Source organism: Kinneretia sp. DJ1R-11 (genome assembly GCF_025717595.1).
In the GTDB taxonomy this organism is placed as follows: Bacteria; Pseudomonadota; Gammaproteobacteria; order Burkholderiales; family Burkholderiaceae_C; genus Paucibacter_A.
On record NZ_JAJIRR010000014.1, the window covers coordinates 1 to 18,341 of the forward strand.

An 18,341-nucleotide genomic window follows, 5' to 3' on the forward strand; every position below is an offset into this window, starting at 1 on the left:
CTCTCAGGTACAAATGTGTCAACGCTGGGCAGGACGGGTCAAGGAACGAAAAAAGGGCGCCTTGCGGCGCCCTTTCTGGCTTGCTTGGCGTGGCAGACCCGAGGGCCTGCCGGGCCGGGCATTACATGCCCATATCGCCCATACCGCCCATGCCGCCCATGCCACCAGGCATGCCGCCGCCGGCTGCTTCTTCCTTCGGCGATTCGGCGACCATGCACTCGGTCGTCAGCATCAGCGAGGACACCGAAGCGGCGTTCTGCAGTGCGGTGCGGGTCACCTTGGTCGGGTCCAGGATGCCCATTTCGATCATGTCGCCATAGGTGTCGTTGGCGGCATTGAAGCCGTAGTTGCCCGAACCAGCCAGCACAGCGGCCACGACCACGGAGGCTTCGCCACCGGCGTTGTAGACGATTTCGCGCAGGGGAGCTTCGATGGCCTTGAGCACCAGCTTGATGCCGGCGTCTTGGTCAGCGTTGTCGCCCTTGATGGCGCCAGCCGCTTGCTTGGCGCGCAGCAGGGCCACGCCACCACCGGCCACGATGCCTTCTTCCACCGCAGCGCGCGTGGCGTGCAGGGCGTCTTCCACGCGGGCCTTCTTTTCCTTCATCTCGACTTCGGTGGCAGCGCCGACCTTGATCACGGCAACACCGCCGGCCAGCTTGGCCACGCGCTCTTGCAGCTTTTCACGGTCGTAGTCGCTGGACGCTTCTTCGATCTGGATGCGCACTTGCTTGACGCGAGCTTCGATGTCGGCAGCAGCACCGGCGCCGTCGATGATGGTGGTGTTTTCCTTGCCCACTTCGACGCGCTTGGCTTGGCCCAGATCGGCCAGGGTGACCTTCTCCAGGGTCAGGCCGACTTCTTCGGCGATGACCTTGCCGCCGGTCAGGATGGCGATGTCTTCCAGCATGGCCTTGCGGCGGTCGCCGAAGCCAGGCGCCTTGACGGCCACAACCTTCAGGATGCCGCGGATGGTGTTGACCACCAGAGTCGCCAGCGCTTCGCCTTCGACTTCTTCAGCGATGATCAGCAGCGGACGGCCGGCCTTGGCCACTTGCTCCAGCGTGGGCAGCAGGTCGCGGATGTTCGAGATCTTCTTGTCGAACAGCAGGACGAAGGGGTTGTCCAGCAGCGCGGCTTGCTTCTCGGGGTTGTTGATGAAGTAGGGCGACAGGTAGCCGCGGTCGAACTGCATGCCTTCGACGACGTCGAGTTCGCTGTCCAGGCTCTTGCCGTCTTCGACGGTGATCACGCCTTCCTTGCCGACCTTGTCCATCGCTTCGGCGATGATGCGGCCCACTTCCACATCGCTGTTGGCCGAGATCGTGCCGACTTGTGCGATTTCCTTGGAGGTGGTGGTGGCCTTCGAGGCCTTCTTCAGCTCGGCGACCAGGGCGGTGACCGCCTTGTCGATGCCGCGCTTCAGGTCCATCGGGTTCATGCCGGCGGCCACGTACTTCATGCCTTCGCGCACGATGGCTTGGGCCAGCACGGTGGCGGTGGTGGTGCCGTCACCGGCGTTGTCGCTGGTCTTGGAAGCAACTTCCTTGACCATCTGCGCGCCCATGTTCTGCAGCTTGTCCTTCAGCTCGATTTCCTTGGCCACGGACACACCGTCCTTGGTCACGGTGGGGGCGCCGTAAGAGCGCTCGAGCACCACATTACGGCCCTTGGGGCCCAGGGTCACCTTGACCGCATTGGCCAGGATGTTCACGCCTTCAACCATGCGAGCACGAGCTTCGCCGCCAAAGATCACGTCTTTTGCTGCCATGTGTATTTCTCCGGATTCTTAGAAAAGGTCTAGAACTTGTTGCGGGTCGAGAGAAGAAAAATTACTTCTCGACAACAGCAAACAAATCCTCTTCGCGCATCACCAGCAGTTCGTCGCCATCAACCTTGACGGTCTGGCCCGAATACTTGCCGAACAGAACGCGGTCACCGACCTTGACGTTCAGGGCGATCAGATCGCCACGGTCATTGCGCTTGCCGGCGCCGACGGCCAGCACTTCGCCTTGATCCGGCTTTTCAGCAGCGGCGTCAGGGATGACGATGCCCGAAGCGGTCTTGGTTTCTTGTTCGAGGCGCTTAACGATCACGCGATCGTGCAGAGGACGCAGTTTCATCACATCTCCTTGAGATTTTCGGGGCTTGTTCAGGGGTGATCGGCCGCGCCGTCCACCCCCTCATGGGGAAAAACCGTGACCGACAAAGCTCGGCGGGCCGGGCTTCTGGGGTCGTTAGCACTCGATTAGGGTGAGTGCTAGCAGAAAGGATTATAGGGGCGGCTTCCCGGCTTTCAAGAGGGCGGGGCGCAGCAAAGCCGTCGTGGCCCCAAGCCCGTGCGCTGGGCGTGCGGATCAGCACTGCCCGGCGCCCCAAGGCGAGCGCTTGCGGCTAGGCTGGCTCCATGAACACCGTCATCACCCGCCCCGTCTTGCTGGCCGCCCTGCGGCAGATCGTCGAAACCCTGCCGGCGGTGCAGGCCGCTTGGGAAGGCGGCAGCGCGGCTTTCAGCTACCGCGATCAGTGGTCCGACATCGATGCGGTGCTGGTGGTTGACGATGAGGCCGTCGCGGCCGTGTTCGCGGCGGTCGAGGCCGGGCTGGCGCAGCTCTCACCCATGGATTTGGCCTACGAGGTGCCGGCCACCCAGGGCTATCAGCAGCGTTTCTACCGACTGCAGGGCTGCTCGGAGTTTCTGGTGGTCGATCTGGTCCTGCTCAAGTGCAGCGACCCGCTGCTGTTCCGCGAGGTGGAGTTGCACGGCCATGGGCAGACTTGGCTGGACCGCGCCGGCTTGCTCGGTGAGCGGCATCTCGATCCGGTGCTGGATCGCGCCCAGGCGAGCGCGCGATTGCCGGGTCTGCGCGCTTCCTTTGCCATGTTCCAGCACATCCCGACCAAGGAGCGCTTGCGCGGCCGGGCCGTCGAGGGCCTGCAGTTCTACCAGCGCATGACCTTGCAGCCCCTGGTCGAGGCGCTGCGCCTGCTGCATTGCCCGCAGCGGCGCGGTTTCGGCCTGCGCTATCTGGCGCGCGATCTGCCGCCCGAGGTCTGCGCCCGCATTGAGGCGTTGGCTTTTGTGCGAGATTTGGTCGATCTGGAAGCTAAGCACAGTGAGGCGCAGCAGTGGTTTTGGCAATGCATGAAGGCCCTTGAGCCTGAGGGCCCAGGCGCGGCGGCCTGAGCGCTGAGCCGTATTTGTTTTGACCACAAAAAAGGCCCCTTGCGGGGCCTTCAGTACTGCGGTGCCTGGCCTGACTCTCAGAACTTGTAGCCGGCGGTGAAGTAGACGAAGCGACCGCGCGGATCGTACTGCGACACGTCATAGCCATTCTGGAACTGGTTCGAGGCAGGCGTGAACACGGCAGGCTTCTTGTCGAACAGATTGCGTGCGCCCACAGTCAGGCGCAGGTTCTTGAAGCCGGTGTAGCTGACGCTGGCGTTGTACAGGGCCAGGCTGGGCATGAAGTGCGGCTCGTCGTTCAGGTCGTGGCCGGCTTCGTAGCCGCTGGCGTAGTCCTGCACCACGGTGCCGGCCCATGCGCCCATGGTGTAGGTCGCTTGCAGGCTGTGCTTCCAGCGCAGCACCACACCGCCTTGGTCCGCGCCGAGCACGGGGTTGCCCGCCTGGTCGACGATGGTGCCAACCTTGTGCGACATCACGCCGCCCGGGCTCATCTGGTCGAACTTGTCCATGTAGGTGCCGTTGAAGCCCAGGTCCAGGCGGCTGCTTTCAAAGCGCAGACGGTAGTTGGCTTCCAGATCCACGCCTTGCACGTTGGCATTGCCGGTGTTGGTCTGCACGACGTTCACTTGCTTGATCGAGCCCGAAGGATTGAGCTGGACCAAGCCGGCGTATGAGGTGTCACCCTTGCGGAAACCCGAGACAATTTCTTGCACCGAAGCCAGCGACAGAATGTCCTTCAGCTTGACCCGGAAGACATCAGCCGACAGCGTCATGTCCTTGACTGGCGAGATCACGATGCCGAAGCTCGACTGGGTCGACTTTTCCGGCTTCAGCAAGGGGTTGCCACCGGTCAGGGCGTTGACCTGAAGCTTCTTTTCGCCGGTGCCTGGATCGTCGAACTGGGCGCTGGTGCCCAGAACTTGCGGGTCCCACAGGTCCACCAGGGTGGGCGCACGGAAGCCCGAACCTGCCGAGGCGCGCAGCATCAGCTCCTTGGAAGGCTGGAAGCGCACATTGGCCTTGTAGTTGGTAGTCGAGCCTGCGTCGTTGTAGCGGTCATGACGCAGAGCCAGGCCAGCTTCCAGGGTCTTGATGATGGGCGCGTTGAACTCGGCGAACACGGCCTTCACATTGCGGCTCTTGTCCAGGGGCTTGGTCGCGCCACCCAGGCCGGCGATGTCGCCGCTGAACATGGCGGCCGACGGCGACTTGGAGTAGCCTTCCTTGCGCAGTTGAGCGCCAGCGGCATACATCAGCGAACCGGCTGGCAGTGCCAGCAGATCGCCCGAGACCTTGGCTTCCACGACATCGACCTTGGACTTGAAGGTGGTGGTGTCACCGATGTACTTGGCGCCTTCAATGGACTTGCGGAAAGCGTCCGACTGGGTCAGCGAGAAGGGGTTGTAGTCGCTGTTCTCGGCGTTCACGGCCTTGACGAAGGCCACTTGGGAGAAGTAGCCATCGGTCACCTTGCCGCGCGTCTTGCCTTCGTTGTGCGATGCAGCCAGTTCGTAGTCGTGGCCGGCGTATTCGCCGCGCACGCCCAACACGTAACGGCTTTGGTCGGCCGTGGACAGTTCGGTGCGGTCGCCGAAGTCATAGACGCGCGCGGTCACGCCCAAGGGCTGGCCCACCAGCGAACCGAAACCGTTCTTGGTCAGGTAGTCGGCGGCGATTTTGTAATTGGGGTTGCTGGGGCGCAGCAGCATGACGGGGTCAACACCCTGCTTAGCGAACTCTTCGTCGCTGACCAGGAAGCCGTTGCGGACCGGGCTGGGTTGGAACTGTTGTTGCACCTTGCTTTGGCTGTACAGCAGGTCGCCGAACAGCTCGGCCTTGTCGTTCAGCTTGACGGTCAGGTTAGCGCTCAGGGTGCTCAGGTCACGCTTGGGAACCAAGCCCACGAACGGTGCCGAGTCATAGGCGCAGTAAGGCATCTTGGAGGTGCCATTGACTGTCGGGTTCTTGAACATCCGAACGTCGGCGCACTTGTCGGCCTGTGCCAAGGGGTTGCCGTAGCCAGAGCCGCCCAGGAAATCCTTGCCGGCGGTGCCTTCGACCCATTTGCCATTCACCACCTTGCCGGGCGTGTAGGGGCCTTCGATATTGCCGTGGCCGGTCGCACCCGAGACGATGAAGGGGTCGATATTGCCGGTCTTGGCGAAGTCGCGATCACGTCCGAACAGGGCGCTTTCTTTTTCCAGGCTGGCCGAGGCGGTGATGTTGAAGCGGTCCTTCTCCAGGTCGCCGTAGCCGGCCACGATGCTGGCGCGGTTGTTCTTGCCGCCACCCGAAGCGGTCGGCGAGCCGGCCGTGGCGCTGAGCTCCACACCGGTCATGCTCTTGTTCAGGATGAAGTTGATCACACCGGCCACGGCGTCCGAGCCGTACACACCCGAAGCGCCGTCCTTCAGCACTTCCACGCGTTCGATGGCGGCTAGGGGGATGGAGGCCACGTTGACCGTGGTGCCACCGCCACCGGCGAAGGGCGCCACGCGGCGGCCGTTCACCAGGACCAGGGTGCGGTCAGAGCCCAGGCCGCGCAGCGACACGGAGGACAAGCCGTAGGTCGAACTGCCGGCGCCTGCCGAGGTATTCAAGGCGCCGGCGGAGGCGATGGAGGCGATCGAAGCCAAGAGGGCTTCGGTGCTGGCCACGCCACTGCGGCGAATTTCTTCCTTGGTGACGATGGTCACTGGCAGGGCGGACTCCGAGTCCACGCGTTTGATTGAGGAACCTGTGACTTCCACGCGCTCCATCTGGGCCGGGGCTTGGGCTTGAGCCGAGGCGGCCACAGCCAAAAGGACGGCAGCGCCGACGGCGCTGAACTTCGGGTGTTGTTTCAACATGGGGTGCAAACTCCTGTTTGGGTGGGTGTCCAACAACGTCGCCGGTACGGCACGGCCCCGGGGTGGCGGGCGTGTGGCCGGGCGACGGTCTGCGACGAGTCTAGGAGTGGTGTTTGGCAAGCCCTTGCGGGTCATTCCTTGTCAGACCCATGCGACAAACTTCCTGTAGCTGAAGCGTGATTCGTGTAGTGACGCTGAATCCGGGCGGATAGCGAATCTCGGGCTCCATGCGTCGCCCTTGTTTTGACTCGCCATGACTTTCGCGCCTTGCGTCTGGCGCCGGAAATGCAGCGAAATCGCCTGATGCTGACGCCCATGGGACTTTCGGCACATGGAGGAAGTCACGTCATGGCCTGAGTCTCGGGGCGCTGAGCGCACAGCGTTCGTGGTTCGTCCCCGAATCAGGGTCATCGAGCGCGCCTGTGCGGCTGGCGCGCAGCCTGGCGCGGCCTCAGAGCTGGCGTCGCAACAGTGCCTGTCCCATGCGCAGGCGCTGGCCTGTGGCAATGCCCTCGCAGAGCGCAAAGCCCGGTGGCACGAAGACCAGGATGGTCGAGCCATGTTGGAACCAGCCCATTTCCTGACCTTTTCGGAACTCTGCCCGGCAGGGCAGTTCGTTGGCGCCGCGATAGCCGACATGGAGCAGCAGATCGAGGAAATGCAGGCGCAGGCTGGCCACCAGGATGGCGGCCACGGGCACCAGGGCGATCGGCGTGGCCTGAGCGTCAGCCAGGCGGCAGCGCAACACGGCGCGCTCGTTGCGGCAGAACAGGCGCTCGACCCGCTTGAGTGCAATCGGGTTGACGTTCCAGGTGTCGCCGGCGATGTGGGTGACATGCTCGACGCGGCAGTCGGCCGGCGCATGGAAGCGGTGGTACATGGCCGAGGTCAGGCGCAGGGTGATGAAGAGCCCGCCTTCGAAGGCGCTCGTGTCCTGCGTCGGGCCGAAGAGATCGTGCAGTGCATACGGAAACCCTTTGGCCTGGAAGACCTGGCCGGCCTCGACCCGGCCGCAGGCTCCGACGATGGCGTCGCAGGGGCTGCTGAGCACTTCGGGCCGCGGGTCGACCGTGCGTGCGCCCTCGCGCAACTCGCGGGTGAAGCAGTCGTGCAGGCTGGCAAAGCGCTGCTGCTTGGCGTCGCTCAGATCCAGGTCGGTGAACAGGCGCCAGACGGCGATCGAGGCGCGCGCCAGCAGCGGATGGCGCAGCTGGCTGAACCAGCCCATGAAGCGGGTCAGGGCGATGCGTGGGATGCGGTTGGTGAGCAGGAAGTTGAGGTCTTCCTGCTGCAGGCTGCGCTGCAGGGTTTGGCGCCAGGCGGAGGTTTTCATGAGCTTGTCAATTCGGGCTGTTAGATAAGAGGTCTGCGCAACAAAGAGCGCTGCCAAGCAGGCGGCGACAACCAGGTAGGCATGTGGAATGAATGAAACTTTTGCTCTCTCGGCGCTGGCCCTGGCCGCGCTGGCCTGGACCTTGCCCAAGGCCAAGCAGCGACTGGAGCTGTCGCGGGCCAAGCACCGTTCGCTGGCCGGGCACTCGCGCATGGCCAAGCGCCTGGCCGGCTGGATTCCCGGCTACGCCTACGACGAGGCGCGTTTCTTTGCCTCCGACGAGGCGCCGCCGGCCGTGGCCGCGCAGCGCCGCGCCGGCTTTCAGCGCCTGTGCGCGGTGTACTCGGATCGTTTTGAGAAAAGCATTGCCATGACGGCGCGGGCCCGGGAAGGCATCTCCGACCTGCAGTTCACCGGCAGCTACCGCGTGCCCTTCCAGTACAGCCCCTATCTGCGCGAGCACCTGAAGAGCGGCAGCTTTCTGCAGGCCTCGGGCGGCGTGATGGTGGAGGACCTGGACGGCAACCGCTTCTACGACCTGACCGGCTCCTACGGCGTCAATGTCTTCGGCTACGACTTCTACCGCGACTGCGTGGACGAGGGCATCGCCCTGACCCACAAGCTCGGGCCGGTGCTGGGCGCCTACCACCCCTGCGTGGCCGACAACGTCGAGCGGCTCAAGGCCATCTCCAAGCTCGACGAGGTGTCCTTCCATATGTCGGGCACCGAGGCGGTGATGCAGGCCGTGCGCCTGGCCCGTTATCACACCGGCCGCAAGCATCTGGTGCGCTTCTGTGGCGCTTACCACGGCTGGTGGGAGGATGTGCAGCCCGGTCCCGGCAACCCGCTGCCGCCGCGCGAGACCTACACCCTGGAAGACCTGGACCCGCGCAGCCTGCAAGTGCTGCGCACGCGTCGCGACATCGCCTGCGTGTTGGTCAATCCGCTGCAGGCCCTGCACCCGAACAAGGGCGCGCCAGGTGATTCCTCCCTGCTGGACAGCGGCCGCCGCGCTGGTTTCGACCGCGAGGCCTACACCACTTGGCTCAAGGCTCTGCGCGAGGTCTGTACCGAGCGCGGCATCGTGCTGATCTTCGACGAGGTGTTCCTGGGCTTCCGCCTGGCGCCGGGCGGCGCGCAGGAGTATTTCGGCGTGCGCGCCGACATGGTCACCTATGGCAAGACCCTGGGCGGCGGCCTGCCGGTCGGTGTGGTCTGCGGCCGGCGCGATCTGATGAAGCGCTTCCGCGAGCAGCGCCCGGCCGACATCTGCTTTGCCCGCGGCACCTTCAATGCCCACCCCTATGTGATGGGCGCCATGAGTGCCTTCCTCGACCGCCTGGAGTCGCCCACCGTCAAGGCCATTTACGCGCAGGCCGACGAACGCTGGGAACAGCGCGCGCAGCATTTCAATGAAGCGCTGCAGGTCGCCGATGTGCCGGTGCAGATCGCCCAGCTGCAATCCGTCTGGACGGTGTTCTACACCCAACCCTCGCGCTACAACTGGATGCTGCAGTTCTATCTGCGTGAACAAGGGCTGGCTCTGAGTTGGGTGGGCACAGGAAGGCTGATCTTCAGCCTCAACTACAGCGATGCCGATTTCGAGGCCGTGCTGCAGCGCTTCGTCAAAGCCTGCAAATGCATGCAGGCCGATGGCTGGTGGTGGGAGGACGAGGGGCTGACCAACAAGTCCATCCGCCGCTCGGTCTTGCGCGAGATGCTGCAGCAGCGTTTCTGATTCGCGGCAAGGGCTTGAAAAACAGGGCGCCTCGCGGCGCCCTGCTTCTTCTCGCTCGGCGCTTCAGCCGCCGTGCTTGACGTGGTCCATCGGGTCGATCAGCTCGCCGCGCAGCAGGTAGAGCGGTGCCTTGTGGTACAGCCAGATGTCGTGGAAGGGGTCGGTGATGATCTTGGTGGCCCAGGTCAGGCCGGTCATCAAGCTTTGCTGCTGCCAGAGTTGCAGCACGCGGAACAGCAGGCCGGCCACACCCAGCGACAGCCAGGAGATGCCCACGTCATGCAGGAAGCCGCGGAAGTCGCTGGCGGGCTCGATCAGGCCGAACACCGAGGGCTGCAGCCAGAGCAGGGCCGGCAGCGCCACCCAGACGGCCAGCAGCACGATCTTGCGGCGGATGTTGTAGCCGATCTTGATCGCCTCCTTGTGCTCGTCGGTGGCCTGGTTGACCTCGTCGTAGCCGCGCGGCTCGAAGAAGAAGTGGCCGGCTTGGCGGCTGGTCATGGAGACGGTCCAGGCCAGCAGGGCGGCCATGGCGGGGTCAACGAAGAGCAGACCGTAGGAAATGACGAAACAGATCGCGCTGAGCAGATGCAGGCTCTGGTTGATGCGGCTGTGGTGGTAGTAGCGGTGGTCGTCCCAGCGCTGCACGCGCAGCTCGGCTGCGAGGTTCTTGAAGATGTTGTGGCGCACGCGTCACCTCGGTTGTGTGAGGGTGAAAGAAAGGAACCGGCGAAAGGAAAGGCAAAACAATGGAGCGAGCGCAGCCCGGTTCGGCCTGCGTGACGCGATGGTGACGCCGCTGCATGAAAACTGCGTGACCATCGTGGCCGAGCGCTGCGGCTCGTCAGCACAGGCCTTGCGGCTGAACGCCGGGCTTGTCATTGAACTGTTATGTGGCCTAGGCAAGATGCGGCCATGGAACCCACACCCAGCGCGGACAGCATCGTTGTCGACAACTACCCCGCTGCCCAGCGGTCCCTGCGGATTGCGGTGGTCACCGAGACCTACCCGCCCGAGGTCAATGGGGTGGCGATGACCTTGGCGCGCATCGTCGAGGGCTTGCACCGTCGCAACCACGATGTGCAGCTGATCCGCCCGCGCCAAGACGCCAGCGACGCGGCCGAGCGCACGGTGCGTTTCCACGAGGTGCTGATGCGCGGCCTGCCGATTCCGCGCTACCCCAATCTCCGCATGGGCGTGCCGTCCAAGAAAGCGCTGGTGCAGCTCTGGTCGGTGCACCGGCCCGATGTGGTGCACATCGCCACCGAGGGCGCCTTGGGTTGGTCGGCCCTGCAGGCGGCCGTGCACCTGAAGCTGCCGGTCAGCTCTGACTTCCGCACCAATTTCCATGCCTACAGCCGGCACTACGGCATTGGTTGGCTCTACAAGCCCATCATGGCCTACCTGCGCAAATTCCATAACCGCACCCAGTGCACTATGGTGCCGACCGAGGCACTCAAGCGCGACCTCGAGGCCGGTGGCTTCAAGCAGCTGACGGTGGTGTCACGCGGTGTCGACATTCAACAGTTCTCGCCCGGCCGGCGCAGCGCCGCACTGCGCGCCGAGTGGGGCGTGGCCGAGGATGACCTGGTCGTGGTCTATGTCGGCCGCCTCGCGCCCGAGAAGAATCTGGCCACTTTGACGGCGGCGTTTGAGGCCGTGCTGCAGGTGCAGCCGCGGGCTCGCCTGGTGGTGGTGGGCAGCGGCCCGCAGCAGGCGGAATTGCAGGCGCGCTGGCCGCAAGCCATCTTCGCCGGTCAGCGCAAGGGCGAGGACCTGGCCGCGCATTACGCCTCTGGCGACCTCTTCCTCTTTCCCAGCCTCACCGAAACCTTCGGCAACGTCACCACCGAGGCCATGGCCAGCGGTCTGCCGGTGCTGGCTTTTGACTACGCGGCCGCCGCCCAGCTGATTCGCAATGGCGAGAACGGCGTGCTGGCGCCCATGGACGATACGGCCGCCTTTGTGCGCGCCGCCACGCATCTGGCCGGCCAGCCCGCGCTGCGCCGCCAGATGGGCGCCGCCGCTGCCCTGACCGCGTCCGAGCTGGACTGGTCCACCATCGTCGCCCGCTTCGAAGGCGTGCTCGACACCGTGATGCTGCGTGCGGCCCAGCCGGTGAGCCTGAGCCCGGGCCTGGTCGGCAAGACCAAGCGTCCGGCGGTTTGATCGGGCTTTGACCGGCGCGGCCTGCTCAGAGCAGGGCGCTGTCCGGCAGGTTCTGCGCGTCTTCTTCTTTCGCCCGCGCGGCCCGATGCCGACGAGCGTCGCGCCGCCAGAGCAGGGCCATGGTCGCCGCGATGCTGAGGCCGAAGCCGCTCATCACCGTGATGATGGGCAAGTCCAGCCGCAGCAAGATGGCGTACAGAGCCAGCATGCCCAGCACGCTGGCGTTCTCGTTGAAGCCTTGCACGGCGATCGAGCGGCCGGCCGTCAGCAGGCAAAAGCCGCGGTGCTGCAGCAGCGCGTTCAAGGGCACCACCAACAAGCCACCGACCACACCGACCAGCACCAGCAAGGGCAGGGCCCAGGGCAGGCCCGGTGCCAGCGCCACGGCAGGCACCAGCAGGCCCAGCAGCACGCCAAAGCCCAGCATCTTGCGGGCCGCGCGCAGTGGCACCCAGCGTCCGGCCGCCGCCGCCCCGCCCACCACGCCCACGGCCACGGCCGCTTGCAAGTACGCCGCCTGGTTGAGTGGCAGCTGCAGGGCATCGGCCGCCCAGCGCAGCACGGCGAACTGCAGCGTGGCGCCAAAGCCCCAGAAGATGGTGGTCACCGCCAGCGACAGCCCGCCCTCGGCGTCGCGCCAGAGCTTCATATTCGCTTCGCTGAAATCGCGCAGCAGAGGCATCAGCTTCAGCGTGCAGGCCGGGTAGCGCGCGCCGCTGTCCGGCACGCCCAGGTTCAGCCAGCTGGCGCTTCCGTACACCAGCATGAGCGCCAGGATGGACAGGCTCAGGCCGCTGGCCTGCGCCAAGCCCAGAAATTCCAAACTCTCACGTGCAGCGGCATACAGTCCCGAGCCCAGCAACCAGGGGCTGACCAAGAGCCCACCCAGCACTGTGCCCAGCAGGGCCGCGCCCACCACCGACACCTCCACCCAGCCATTGGCCTGCACCAGGCCCTGCGCCGGCACCAGCTCGGTCACCAGGCCGTACTTGGCCGGCGCGTAGGCGGCCGCGCCAAAGCCGATCAAGGTGAAGGCCGCCATCGGGTGCACGCCGGCCAGCAAGCCCAGCACGCCGACCATCTTCACGCCGTTCATCCAAGCCATCAGCCGCGCCTTGGGCACGGCATCCGCCAGCGGCCCCACGAAGGGCGCCAGCAGCACATAAGAAAGCGTGAAGCCAAACTTCAAGAGCGGCGCCCACCAGCCCGGAAAGCCCTGTTCGACCAGCAAGGCGATGGTGACGATGAGCAGGGCGTTGTCGGCCAGGGCCGAGGCGAACTGGGCCGCGATCAGCCGGTGAAAGCCAGGTGGCATGGGGCGGGCTCGCTGCGATGTCGCGGGCGATGAGAAGAAAGACGGCAGCGTGACAGGGGGGTGTGAAAAGGTGGTGACAGGGCTGGCCTGCGTCAGCTTCAAGCCCCCTGCGTCACCAAGCCCTGTGATGCCGCCCAGGCCGCCACGTCGTCGCGCCGGATCGCGGCGGCCATCAGGCCGGGGAAGGCGTCCGACGTGCAGGCAAGGGAAGTTGAGACTCAAGCGGCTAGTGCCACCGTGAAAGTTTCGAGGGCAGTGACAGTGATTGACTACGGTGCCCGTCTTGCTGCACGCCACGCTCGGTCTACTGCATCTGTGCTCATGGCCTTGACCAGCATTTCGCGTTGGCGCGCTTGCTGCTGCGCTTGTACCGGCGACAGTTGGGGCTGTTCAGCCAATTCAGCTCGCATCAAATCGTTCAAGCCTTGGGACGGAGGATTCGCCCAGCGAGCCGAAATCCACACCTCCACGGTGCCACGCGCGGTATGTGCGCTGAACTCAGCCACGGTACCGTTTGTGCGCAGCTCCTTCCAGTCTGTCAGTGCGAACAGGCAGGTTTCGTCCAACAGTTGACCGGTCGGTCGCATGCTCCCGTCATCAAAAAAGTGCAGCATGACGATCACGCATTCCCCCGATGCTGTCCTGAGTCGCTCTACCAACGGGGGATCAAATACCCACTGTCGGTCGGCCGGCATCATCCGCTTGTAATCGATCCAGTCCGCACCGTTCAGATTTGACTTGAGCTGTACCGCAAGAGTCTGTTTGGCTGGCGGTCTGACATAGTTTGGGGGCGGTGGTAGTTGGTAGCCCATCGCGACTGTGATGCTGCTGGTGAGGCAAAGCGCCGCCAGTTGGAGTCGCAGCCAGTGGGCGCCGCGCGAAATGGTTGGTAGTTGCATGCAGTACCCGGAGGAATGAACTTGAGAGTTCTGGCGGGGGGTGAGGTGGTTGGCGTTGGTCGCGCCGCGCAACCAGACTGTAGCTCGCAGGTGCACTCGACCCTCCTGCGAACCGAGGCGCAGCCGCCCTCGCTTGAAAGCAAAGCTGCCTTGGCTCAGCCGACTCAGGCAGTCTGCCATCCAGTGGGGTGATGGCTCGGTTGTGAAACCCCTCGACGCGGTCTTGGCTGATCTCCACGACCGTACTGCTGCCTAATGCAATCAAACGCCTCGCGTGGTCCCGTGCGCTAGGCCGGACTCGCGTAGAAGGCGGCTTGGTCGGCCTTAAGACGCATAGCAGGAGGCTCGTGCCCAGCATCACCCCAGCTAATTCCTCTCAGAGCCTCAAGACCCCTGCGTCACCAAGCCCTGTGATGCCGCCCAGGCCGCCACGTCGTCGCGCCGGATCGCGGCGGCCATCAGGCCTGGGAAGGCGTCCGGCGTGCAGGCAAAGGACGGCACGCCTAAAGCGGCCAGCTTGGCGGCCAGGCGGCGGTCGTAGGCGGGCGCGCCTTCGTCGCTGAGAGCCAGCAGGGTGATGAACTGCACCCCGGCCTCGACCAGCTCGGCCGCGCGGCGCAACAGGCCTTCTTCAACCCCGCCCTCGTACAGGTCCGAGATCAGCACCAGGATGGTGTTGCGGGACGCGCGGAAGATGGACTGGCAGTAGCCGACCGCGCCGTTGATGTCGGTGCCGCCGCCCAGCTGCACGCCGAACAGCACATTGACCGGATCGTCCAGCTGCTTTCCCAGACCCCGATTGGCCGATTTGTTCCACTTGTTGTCTTCCATCACGGTTACGCGGCGAATCGTGCTCTGGCCCTCCAGTTCCGTGGTTTCGAAAAGCTGCCCCAGGTTCAATTCCGACCTTGTTTGAAAGCGCCGGCTTCGTGCGGATAGGCCCTCACTACGGCCACGCCCCACACGGGCTTGGGCGATGAGCTGAGTCCGGCTTGAATCCAGGCCGCCCCGGGTCGGCAATGAATGCAGCAAGGCCCGTTCTGCGCAGGGCAATGAAACTCACCCGGCAAGTCGGCAAACGGCACCCATGTCGTGTTGCGACGCTGCTGCGCTCCGAACTTTGCCTGCCAGTACAGTCCACCACAGACAGGCTTCTCGCGTTGAGGTCTGCACCATTGAGGAGGACGCATGCCGACATGCTCACATCGCCCAGGCAAGACCTGGCACCGGGCGGCCTATCTGGCCCTGAGTCTGACCTGGCTGGCACTGGCCGCCCCCTTGGCCGAGGCCGCGCCCTGGAAGGTCCGCGCTGATACGCAGGTGCAGATGGAGCTGCGCCAGATCGGCTGGCGGCTGCAGGGCCCCTTTGCCGAGCAGCGTGTCGAGCTGGTCCTGCGCAACCCGTCGACACGGCCCATGGAAGCGACGGTGCTGCTGCCCTTGGCCGACGGCGAGCGGCTGCGCGGCTATGCCCTGGATATTGCCGGTGAGTTGCGTGATGCCGTGCCGGTGGAGCGTGTCCAGGCCCGGGTGGCTTTCGAGACGCAGACCGCCCTCAAGGTAGACCCGGCCCTGGTCGAGCGTGACAGCGACAGTGACTACCGCCTGCGCGTCTTTCCCATCCCGGCGCTGGGCGAACGTCGCTTGCGCATCGACCTGGCCCGCCTGGCCGAGCGCAGTGACTGCGGCTGGCAGCACACGCTGACCGCAGATGCCGTGCCCCAGGGCCGCAGTGTGGTGGCAACGCTGGGCACCAGCTTGAAGCCTGTGCTCGTGCCCGAAAGCTTCGGCGAGCAGCGGCCGTCGCCCGTCAAGGGCGATGCGGGTTCTGCCTGGAATGCCACGCTGCCACTGCGCAGCGGCGACGCGCCTCGCACGGTCTGCCTCCCCGCGCCCGAGCAGCCTGCGGGATTCACTTATCGCCTGCATGACGGCACCGAGTTTCGCTGGCTGGAGGTTCCGACGGCGGACGGCGGCCTGCAGGCCCTGCCCGCACCGGCCCGACTGGAGATCGTTTGGGACGCCTCGCAGCGCTCGCCGCGCGATCGCACCCGAGACCTTCAACTGCTTGAGCGCTACCTGCAGGGGCGCAGCGTGGCCGTGACACTCAGCGTGCTGCGTCTGGGCCCGCAGCGCATGCAGTTCCAAGTCCGCGATGGGGATTGGACCGCCTTGCGCGAGACTCTATTGGCACTGAAGCCCGAAGGCGCACTGAACCTTGGGAGCTGGTCCCCCACGCCGGGCGTCCAGCAGGTGCTGATGTTCAGCGAGCTGCGACACAGCTGGCCGCACCGCGAGGCCCTGAAGGCGCCGGGCGTGCCTGTGCACTTGGTGTCGCGGCAGGTGGCCGATATGGCGGTTGCTCAGACCCTGCTGCAGGATGGCGGCCAGTGGTTGGACCTGAACCAGGTTGGCCTCGACGAGCTTGCCCGCCAGCTCACGCTCACACCCGGCATCCGCATCGCCAGCCGTTGGGACCAGGCGGCTTGGCACGCGGAGAGCCGCGTCCCCCGCCACGGCGTGCTGCGTGCTTGCCATGTGCAGCCAGCGGACGGGGCCTCGCGGGACATGCCCACACTGCTGATCAGCCACCAAGACGCGCAGGGCCGCCGGGATCGCATGGTGCAGGCGCATTCCTGGACGTCGGAGCCTCTGGCCGCCTTTTGGTGCGGCAGCTGGTGGACCCAGACCTTGGAGGCCGAACCGCTGCGCAACAAGAGCCAGCTCGCGCGCCTGGGCGAGCAGTTGGGCCTGGTGAACCGGGAAACCAGCCTGCTGGTGCTAGAAACGTTGCAGGACTACATCACCCATGGTGTGATGCCTCCCGCCTCGACACCGGCCATTCGCGAGGCTGTGCTGCGCGGGCGCGAGGCCCGAGAATTGGAGCGCCAGCGCCGCACCACCGTGCAGCGCAAGGAGCTTGCCGCCCAGTGGTCGCAGCGGGCTGACTGGTGGGCGCGTGACTTCGCGTCGGAAGCTCGGGAAGAGGCGCGCCGCCGCCGCGAGTTCGAGGCTTTGGAGCTGAAGCAGGCACGGGAGCGCGAGCGTCTGGAGGCCCAGTTCGAACGTTCGGGCCGTCCAGCCGCCGCACCGCCCGCCCCGGCCATCGCCACGCTATCCAGCAACTCGCCGCCTGCTGCGGCTGTGCGCCCCGCCCCGGCGCCGGCAATCATGGCCCCGCCCGAGGTCCAGGTGATGCCAGCGCCCATGCCACTTCCTGCGCGTGCAGTGGCGCTGGAACCGATGCCCGCACGCGCAGCCGCACCCGCACCTCCACCCGCGCCCGCGCCCGCGCCCGCAATGTCGCCACCGCCGCTCCCCGCGATGCCGCGTCCTCCCACGGAGAATGCCAAGCGTGCTGCTCCCGATACAGCGCTGACTCTGCGCGCCGTCGCGAACACGGAGCGCTACGCCGCCGAACTGGCACAGGCTCGCAACGTGGCCGAGCTGGACGTGCGCCTTGCCGACCTGCGCGAGGCCTATGCCGACAGCCCCGCCTTTCACGCCGACGTGGCCGAGCGCTTCGCGGCGCTGGGTGATGTACCCCGTGCCATGCAGGTACTCAGCAGCATCGTGGCCTTGATGCCTCGTGAGGCCTCGGCGCTGCGTTTGGTGGCCTACCGTCTGCAAGGCATGGGCCGGCCGGTGCCGGCTCTGGACCTGCTGCTGCGCGCACGGGACCTGGCCCCCGATGAGCCCCAGTCCTGGCGTGATGCCGGCCTGGCACTGGGACAGGCTGGCCGCTGTGAGGAAGCCGCTGCCTCGCTGCAACATGTGATCGACACCGGCTGGCCGGATCGCTTCGCGGAGATCGGGCTGATCAGTCTGGCCGAGCTCAACGACCTGCAGCAGCGCTGCCCCAGCGCCGGCTTCGCCACTCTGCCCGACTCGCTGCGTAAGCCCCTGCCTCTGGGTCTGCGGGTGGTCATGCGCTGGGACTTGAACAGCACGGACATCGATCTCCATGTGATCGATCCGCTGGGCGAGGAAGCCTTTTTCATGCGCCGCGACACCCGCCAGGGCGGCCACCTCTCGCGGGATTTCACCGCCGGCTACGGCCCTGAGGAGTTCATCTTGAAGTCTCCGCTGCCCGGTCGCTACAAGATTGTTGCGCACTACTTCGGCAGCCAGAGGGCCACACTCAGCCGCGGCGCCACGGTGCAGGTGGATGTGCAGACAGGCTTCGGAAGCCGGCAGCTGGCGTCCAGGACTCTCACCTTCCGCTTGGTCGAGGGCGGCGGCAACATCGAACTGGGCGAATTCCATCTCGATGCCAAGGGTCGTCTGCTGGCTTCGCCCATGTCGGACGAGGCCGTGGGCAAGGCCAAGGGATCCTCCACGCATTGAGCTCGGCTGCGGGGGGGGGGCGACCCTCGTCCTCAGGCATCAAAATAGCCCCGCATCGGCGGGGCTTTTTTCTGGCGCAGGCCGTGATCACGACTTCTCGTACGTGATCGCCTTGCAGCCACCTTGAGGAGCGTGAGGGTCAGGCCTTGAACTTAAAGGCAAGACCTGACCCTCCATCAAGTGAAGTCACTGTTCCAGACTCGGCCTACCCGCCTACACACAAACCCAAGCGACAAGCAAAGCAAGCAAACCCTGCGGGTCCTGGATAGGTCGCCCGAAGGTCAGCTCAGCACCATTTGCGTACCCGCTAGCAGCCGCTTGCCCAGGGGACATGAGCGCCAGAGCCGCAGGGGGGCCATCTTGCATTTGCCATCTGTGGCGAGTGAAGGACAAGAGGTGCAGAAGGCCGGGTCTTGTGGCTCAAGGCAAAACCTGACCCTCGGATGTGCGTCCTGTTTTTTGCAGCCCTATACCCAAGGAACGCCGGGGCTGAGTCAGTTC

Annotated in this window: 11 protein-coding genes and 1 pseudogene; 4 read left to right on the forward strand and 8 right to left on the reverse strand. The window is 65.3% G+C overall.

Features of this window, described 5'->3' with window-relative positions; all coding sequences use genetic code 11:
- Positions 1-121: 121 nt before the first annotated feature.
- Both groL and groES read right to left on the reverse strand, forming a co-directional pair.
- Positions 122-1,771 carry a chaperonin GroEL gene (gene groL, locus LNV23_RS19580; protein ID WP_263516819.1) on the reverse strand — a complete coding sequence of 550 codons (1,650 nt, stop codon included), beginning with the start codon at positions 1,769-1,771 and terminating at the stop codon, positions 122-124.
- Between the two features lie 61 nt (positions 1,772-1,832).
- Positions 1,833-2,123, reverse strand: coding sequence for a co-chaperone GroES (gene groES / locus LNV23_RS19585; protein WP_133700865.1), 291 nt, complete (start codon positions 2,121-2,123; stop codon positions 1,833-1,835).
- A gap of 284 nt (positions 2,124-2,407) precedes the next feature.
- Between groES and LNV23_RS19590 the strand changes: the two genes are divergently transcribed.
- Entirely contained in the window at positions 2,408-3,187 is a 780-nt protein-coding gene (locus tag LNV23_RS19590) for a hypothetical protein (RefSeq protein WP_263564538.1), read from the forward strand.
- A gap of 77 nt (positions 3,188-3,264) precedes the next feature.
- Here LNV23_RS19590 and LNV23_RS19595 read toward each other — a convergent pair whose 3' ends face one another.
- Both LNV23_RS19595 and asd read right to left on the reverse strand, forming a co-directional pair.
- Positions 3,265-6,039 (reverse strand): TonB-dependent receptor, encoded by a 2,775-nt coding sequence (locus LNV23_RS19595; protein ID WP_263564539.1) that lies wholly within the window; start codon positions 6,037-6,039, stop codon positions 3,265-3,267.
- A gap of 451 nt (positions 6,040-6,490) precedes the next feature.
- A complete protein-coding gene (gene asd, locus LNV23_RS19600; protein WP_263564540.1) occupies positions 6,491-7,372 on the reverse strand; it encodes an archaetidylserine decarboxylase in 882 nt (293 codons plus the stop codon).
- 88 nt (positions 7,373-7,460) lie between these two features.
- Between asd and LNV23_RS19605 the strand changes: the two genes are divergently transcribed.
- The gene (locus LNV23_RS19605) at positions 7,461-9,110 is read left to right on the forward strand and encodes an aminotransferase class III-fold pyridoxal phosphate-dependent enzyme (RefSeq protein WP_263564541.1); all 1,650 of its coding nucleotides are present in this window, start codon (positions 7,461-7,463) and stop codon (positions 9,108-9,110) included.
- Between the two features lie 63 nt (positions 9,111-9,173).
- Here LNV23_RS19605 and LNV23_RS19610 read toward each other — a convergent pair whose 3' ends face one another.
- Entirely contained in the window at positions 9,174-9,800 is a 627-nt protein-coding gene (locus LNV23_RS19610) for a hypothetical protein (protein ID WP_263564542.1), read from the reverse strand.
- Positions 9,801-10,025: 225 nt separating this feature from the next.
- On the opposite strand from LNV23_RS19610, the gene LNV23_RS19615 reads away from it, so the two are divergent.
- A complete protein-coding gene (locus tag LNV23_RS19615; RefSeq protein ID WP_263516826.1) occupies positions 10,026-11,279 on the forward strand; it encodes a glycosyltransferase family 4 protein in 1,254 nt (417 codons plus the stop codon).
- Positions 11,280-11,304: 25 nt separating this feature from the next.
- Here the strand turns inward: LNV23_RS19615 and lplT are convergent, their stop codons facing one another.
- The 3 genes and pseudogenes from lplT to LNV23_RS19630 form a co-directional block, all read right to left on the reverse strand.
- Positions 11,305-12,594 carry a lysophospholipid transporter LplT gene (gene lplT / locus LNV23_RS19620; RefSeq protein WP_263564543.1) on the reverse strand — a complete coding sequence of 430 codons (1,290 nt, stop codon included), beginning with the start codon at positions 12,592-12,594 and terminating at the stop codon, positions 11,305-11,307.
- 269 nt (positions 12,595-12,863) lie between these two features.
- Positions 12,864-13,493: a hypothetical protein gene (locus LNV23_RS19625; protein ID WP_263564544.1), complete on the reverse strand. Its 630-nt coding sequence runs from the start codon at positions 13,491-13,493 to the stop codon at positions 12,864-12,866.
- Between the two features lie 384 nt (positions 13,494-13,877).
- Positions 13,878-14,285, reverse strand: a pseudogene (locus LNV23_RS19630) (VWA domain-containing protein); the annotation flags it as partial.
- Between the two features lie 396 nt (positions 14,286-14,681).
- Between LNV23_RS19630 and LNV23_RS19635 the strand changes: the two are divergent.
- Entirely contained in the window at positions 14,682-17,840 is a 3,159-nt protein-coding gene (locus LNV23_RS19635; RefSeq protein ID WP_263564545.1) for a DUF2135 domain-containing protein, read from the forward strand.
- The last annotated feature ends 501 nt before the right edge of the window (positions 17,841-18,341 follow it).

Bases quoted from the DNA above. Each gene is read 5' to 3' on its own strand.
- groL (WP_263516819.1), bottom strand. From the start codon at position 1,771: ATGGCAGCAAAAGACGTGATCTTTGGCGGCGAAGCTCGTGCTCGCATG.
- groES (WP_133700865.1), bottom strand. From the start codon at position 2,123: ATGAAACTGCGTCCTCTGCACGATCGCGTGATCGTTAAGCGCCTCGAA.
- LNV23_RS19590 (WP_263564538.1), top strand. From the start codon at position 2,408: ATGAACACCGTCATCACCCGCCCCGTCTTGCTGGCCGCCCTGCGGCAG.
- LNV23_RS19595 (WP_263564539.1), bottom strand. From the start codon at position 6,039: ATGTTGAAACAACACCCGAAGTTCAGCGCCGTCGGCGCTGCCGTCCTT.
- asd (WP_263564540.1), bottom strand. From the start codon at position 7,372: ATGAAAACCTCCGCCTGGCGCCAAACCCTGCAGCGCAGCCTGCAGCAG.
- LNV23_RS19605 (WP_263564541.1), top strand. From the start codon at position 7,461: ATGAATGAAACTTTTGCTCTCTCGGCGCTGGCCCTGGCCGCGCTGGCC.
- LNV23_RS19615 (WP_263516826.1), top strand. From the start codon at position 10,026: ATGGAACCCACACCCAGCGCGGACAGCATCGTTGTCGACAACTACCCC.
- lplT (WP_263564543.1), bottom strand. From the start codon at position 12,594: ATGCCACCTGGCTTTCACCGGCTGATCGCGGCCCAGTTCGCCTCGGCC.
- LNV23_RS19625 (WP_263564544.1), bottom strand. From the start codon at position 13,493: ATGCAACTACCAACCATTTCGCGCGGCGCCCACTGGCTGCGACTCCAA.
- LNV23_RS19635 (WP_263564545.1), top strand. From the start codon at position 14,682: ATGCCGACATGCTCACATCGCCCAGGCAAGACCTGGCACCGGGCGGCC.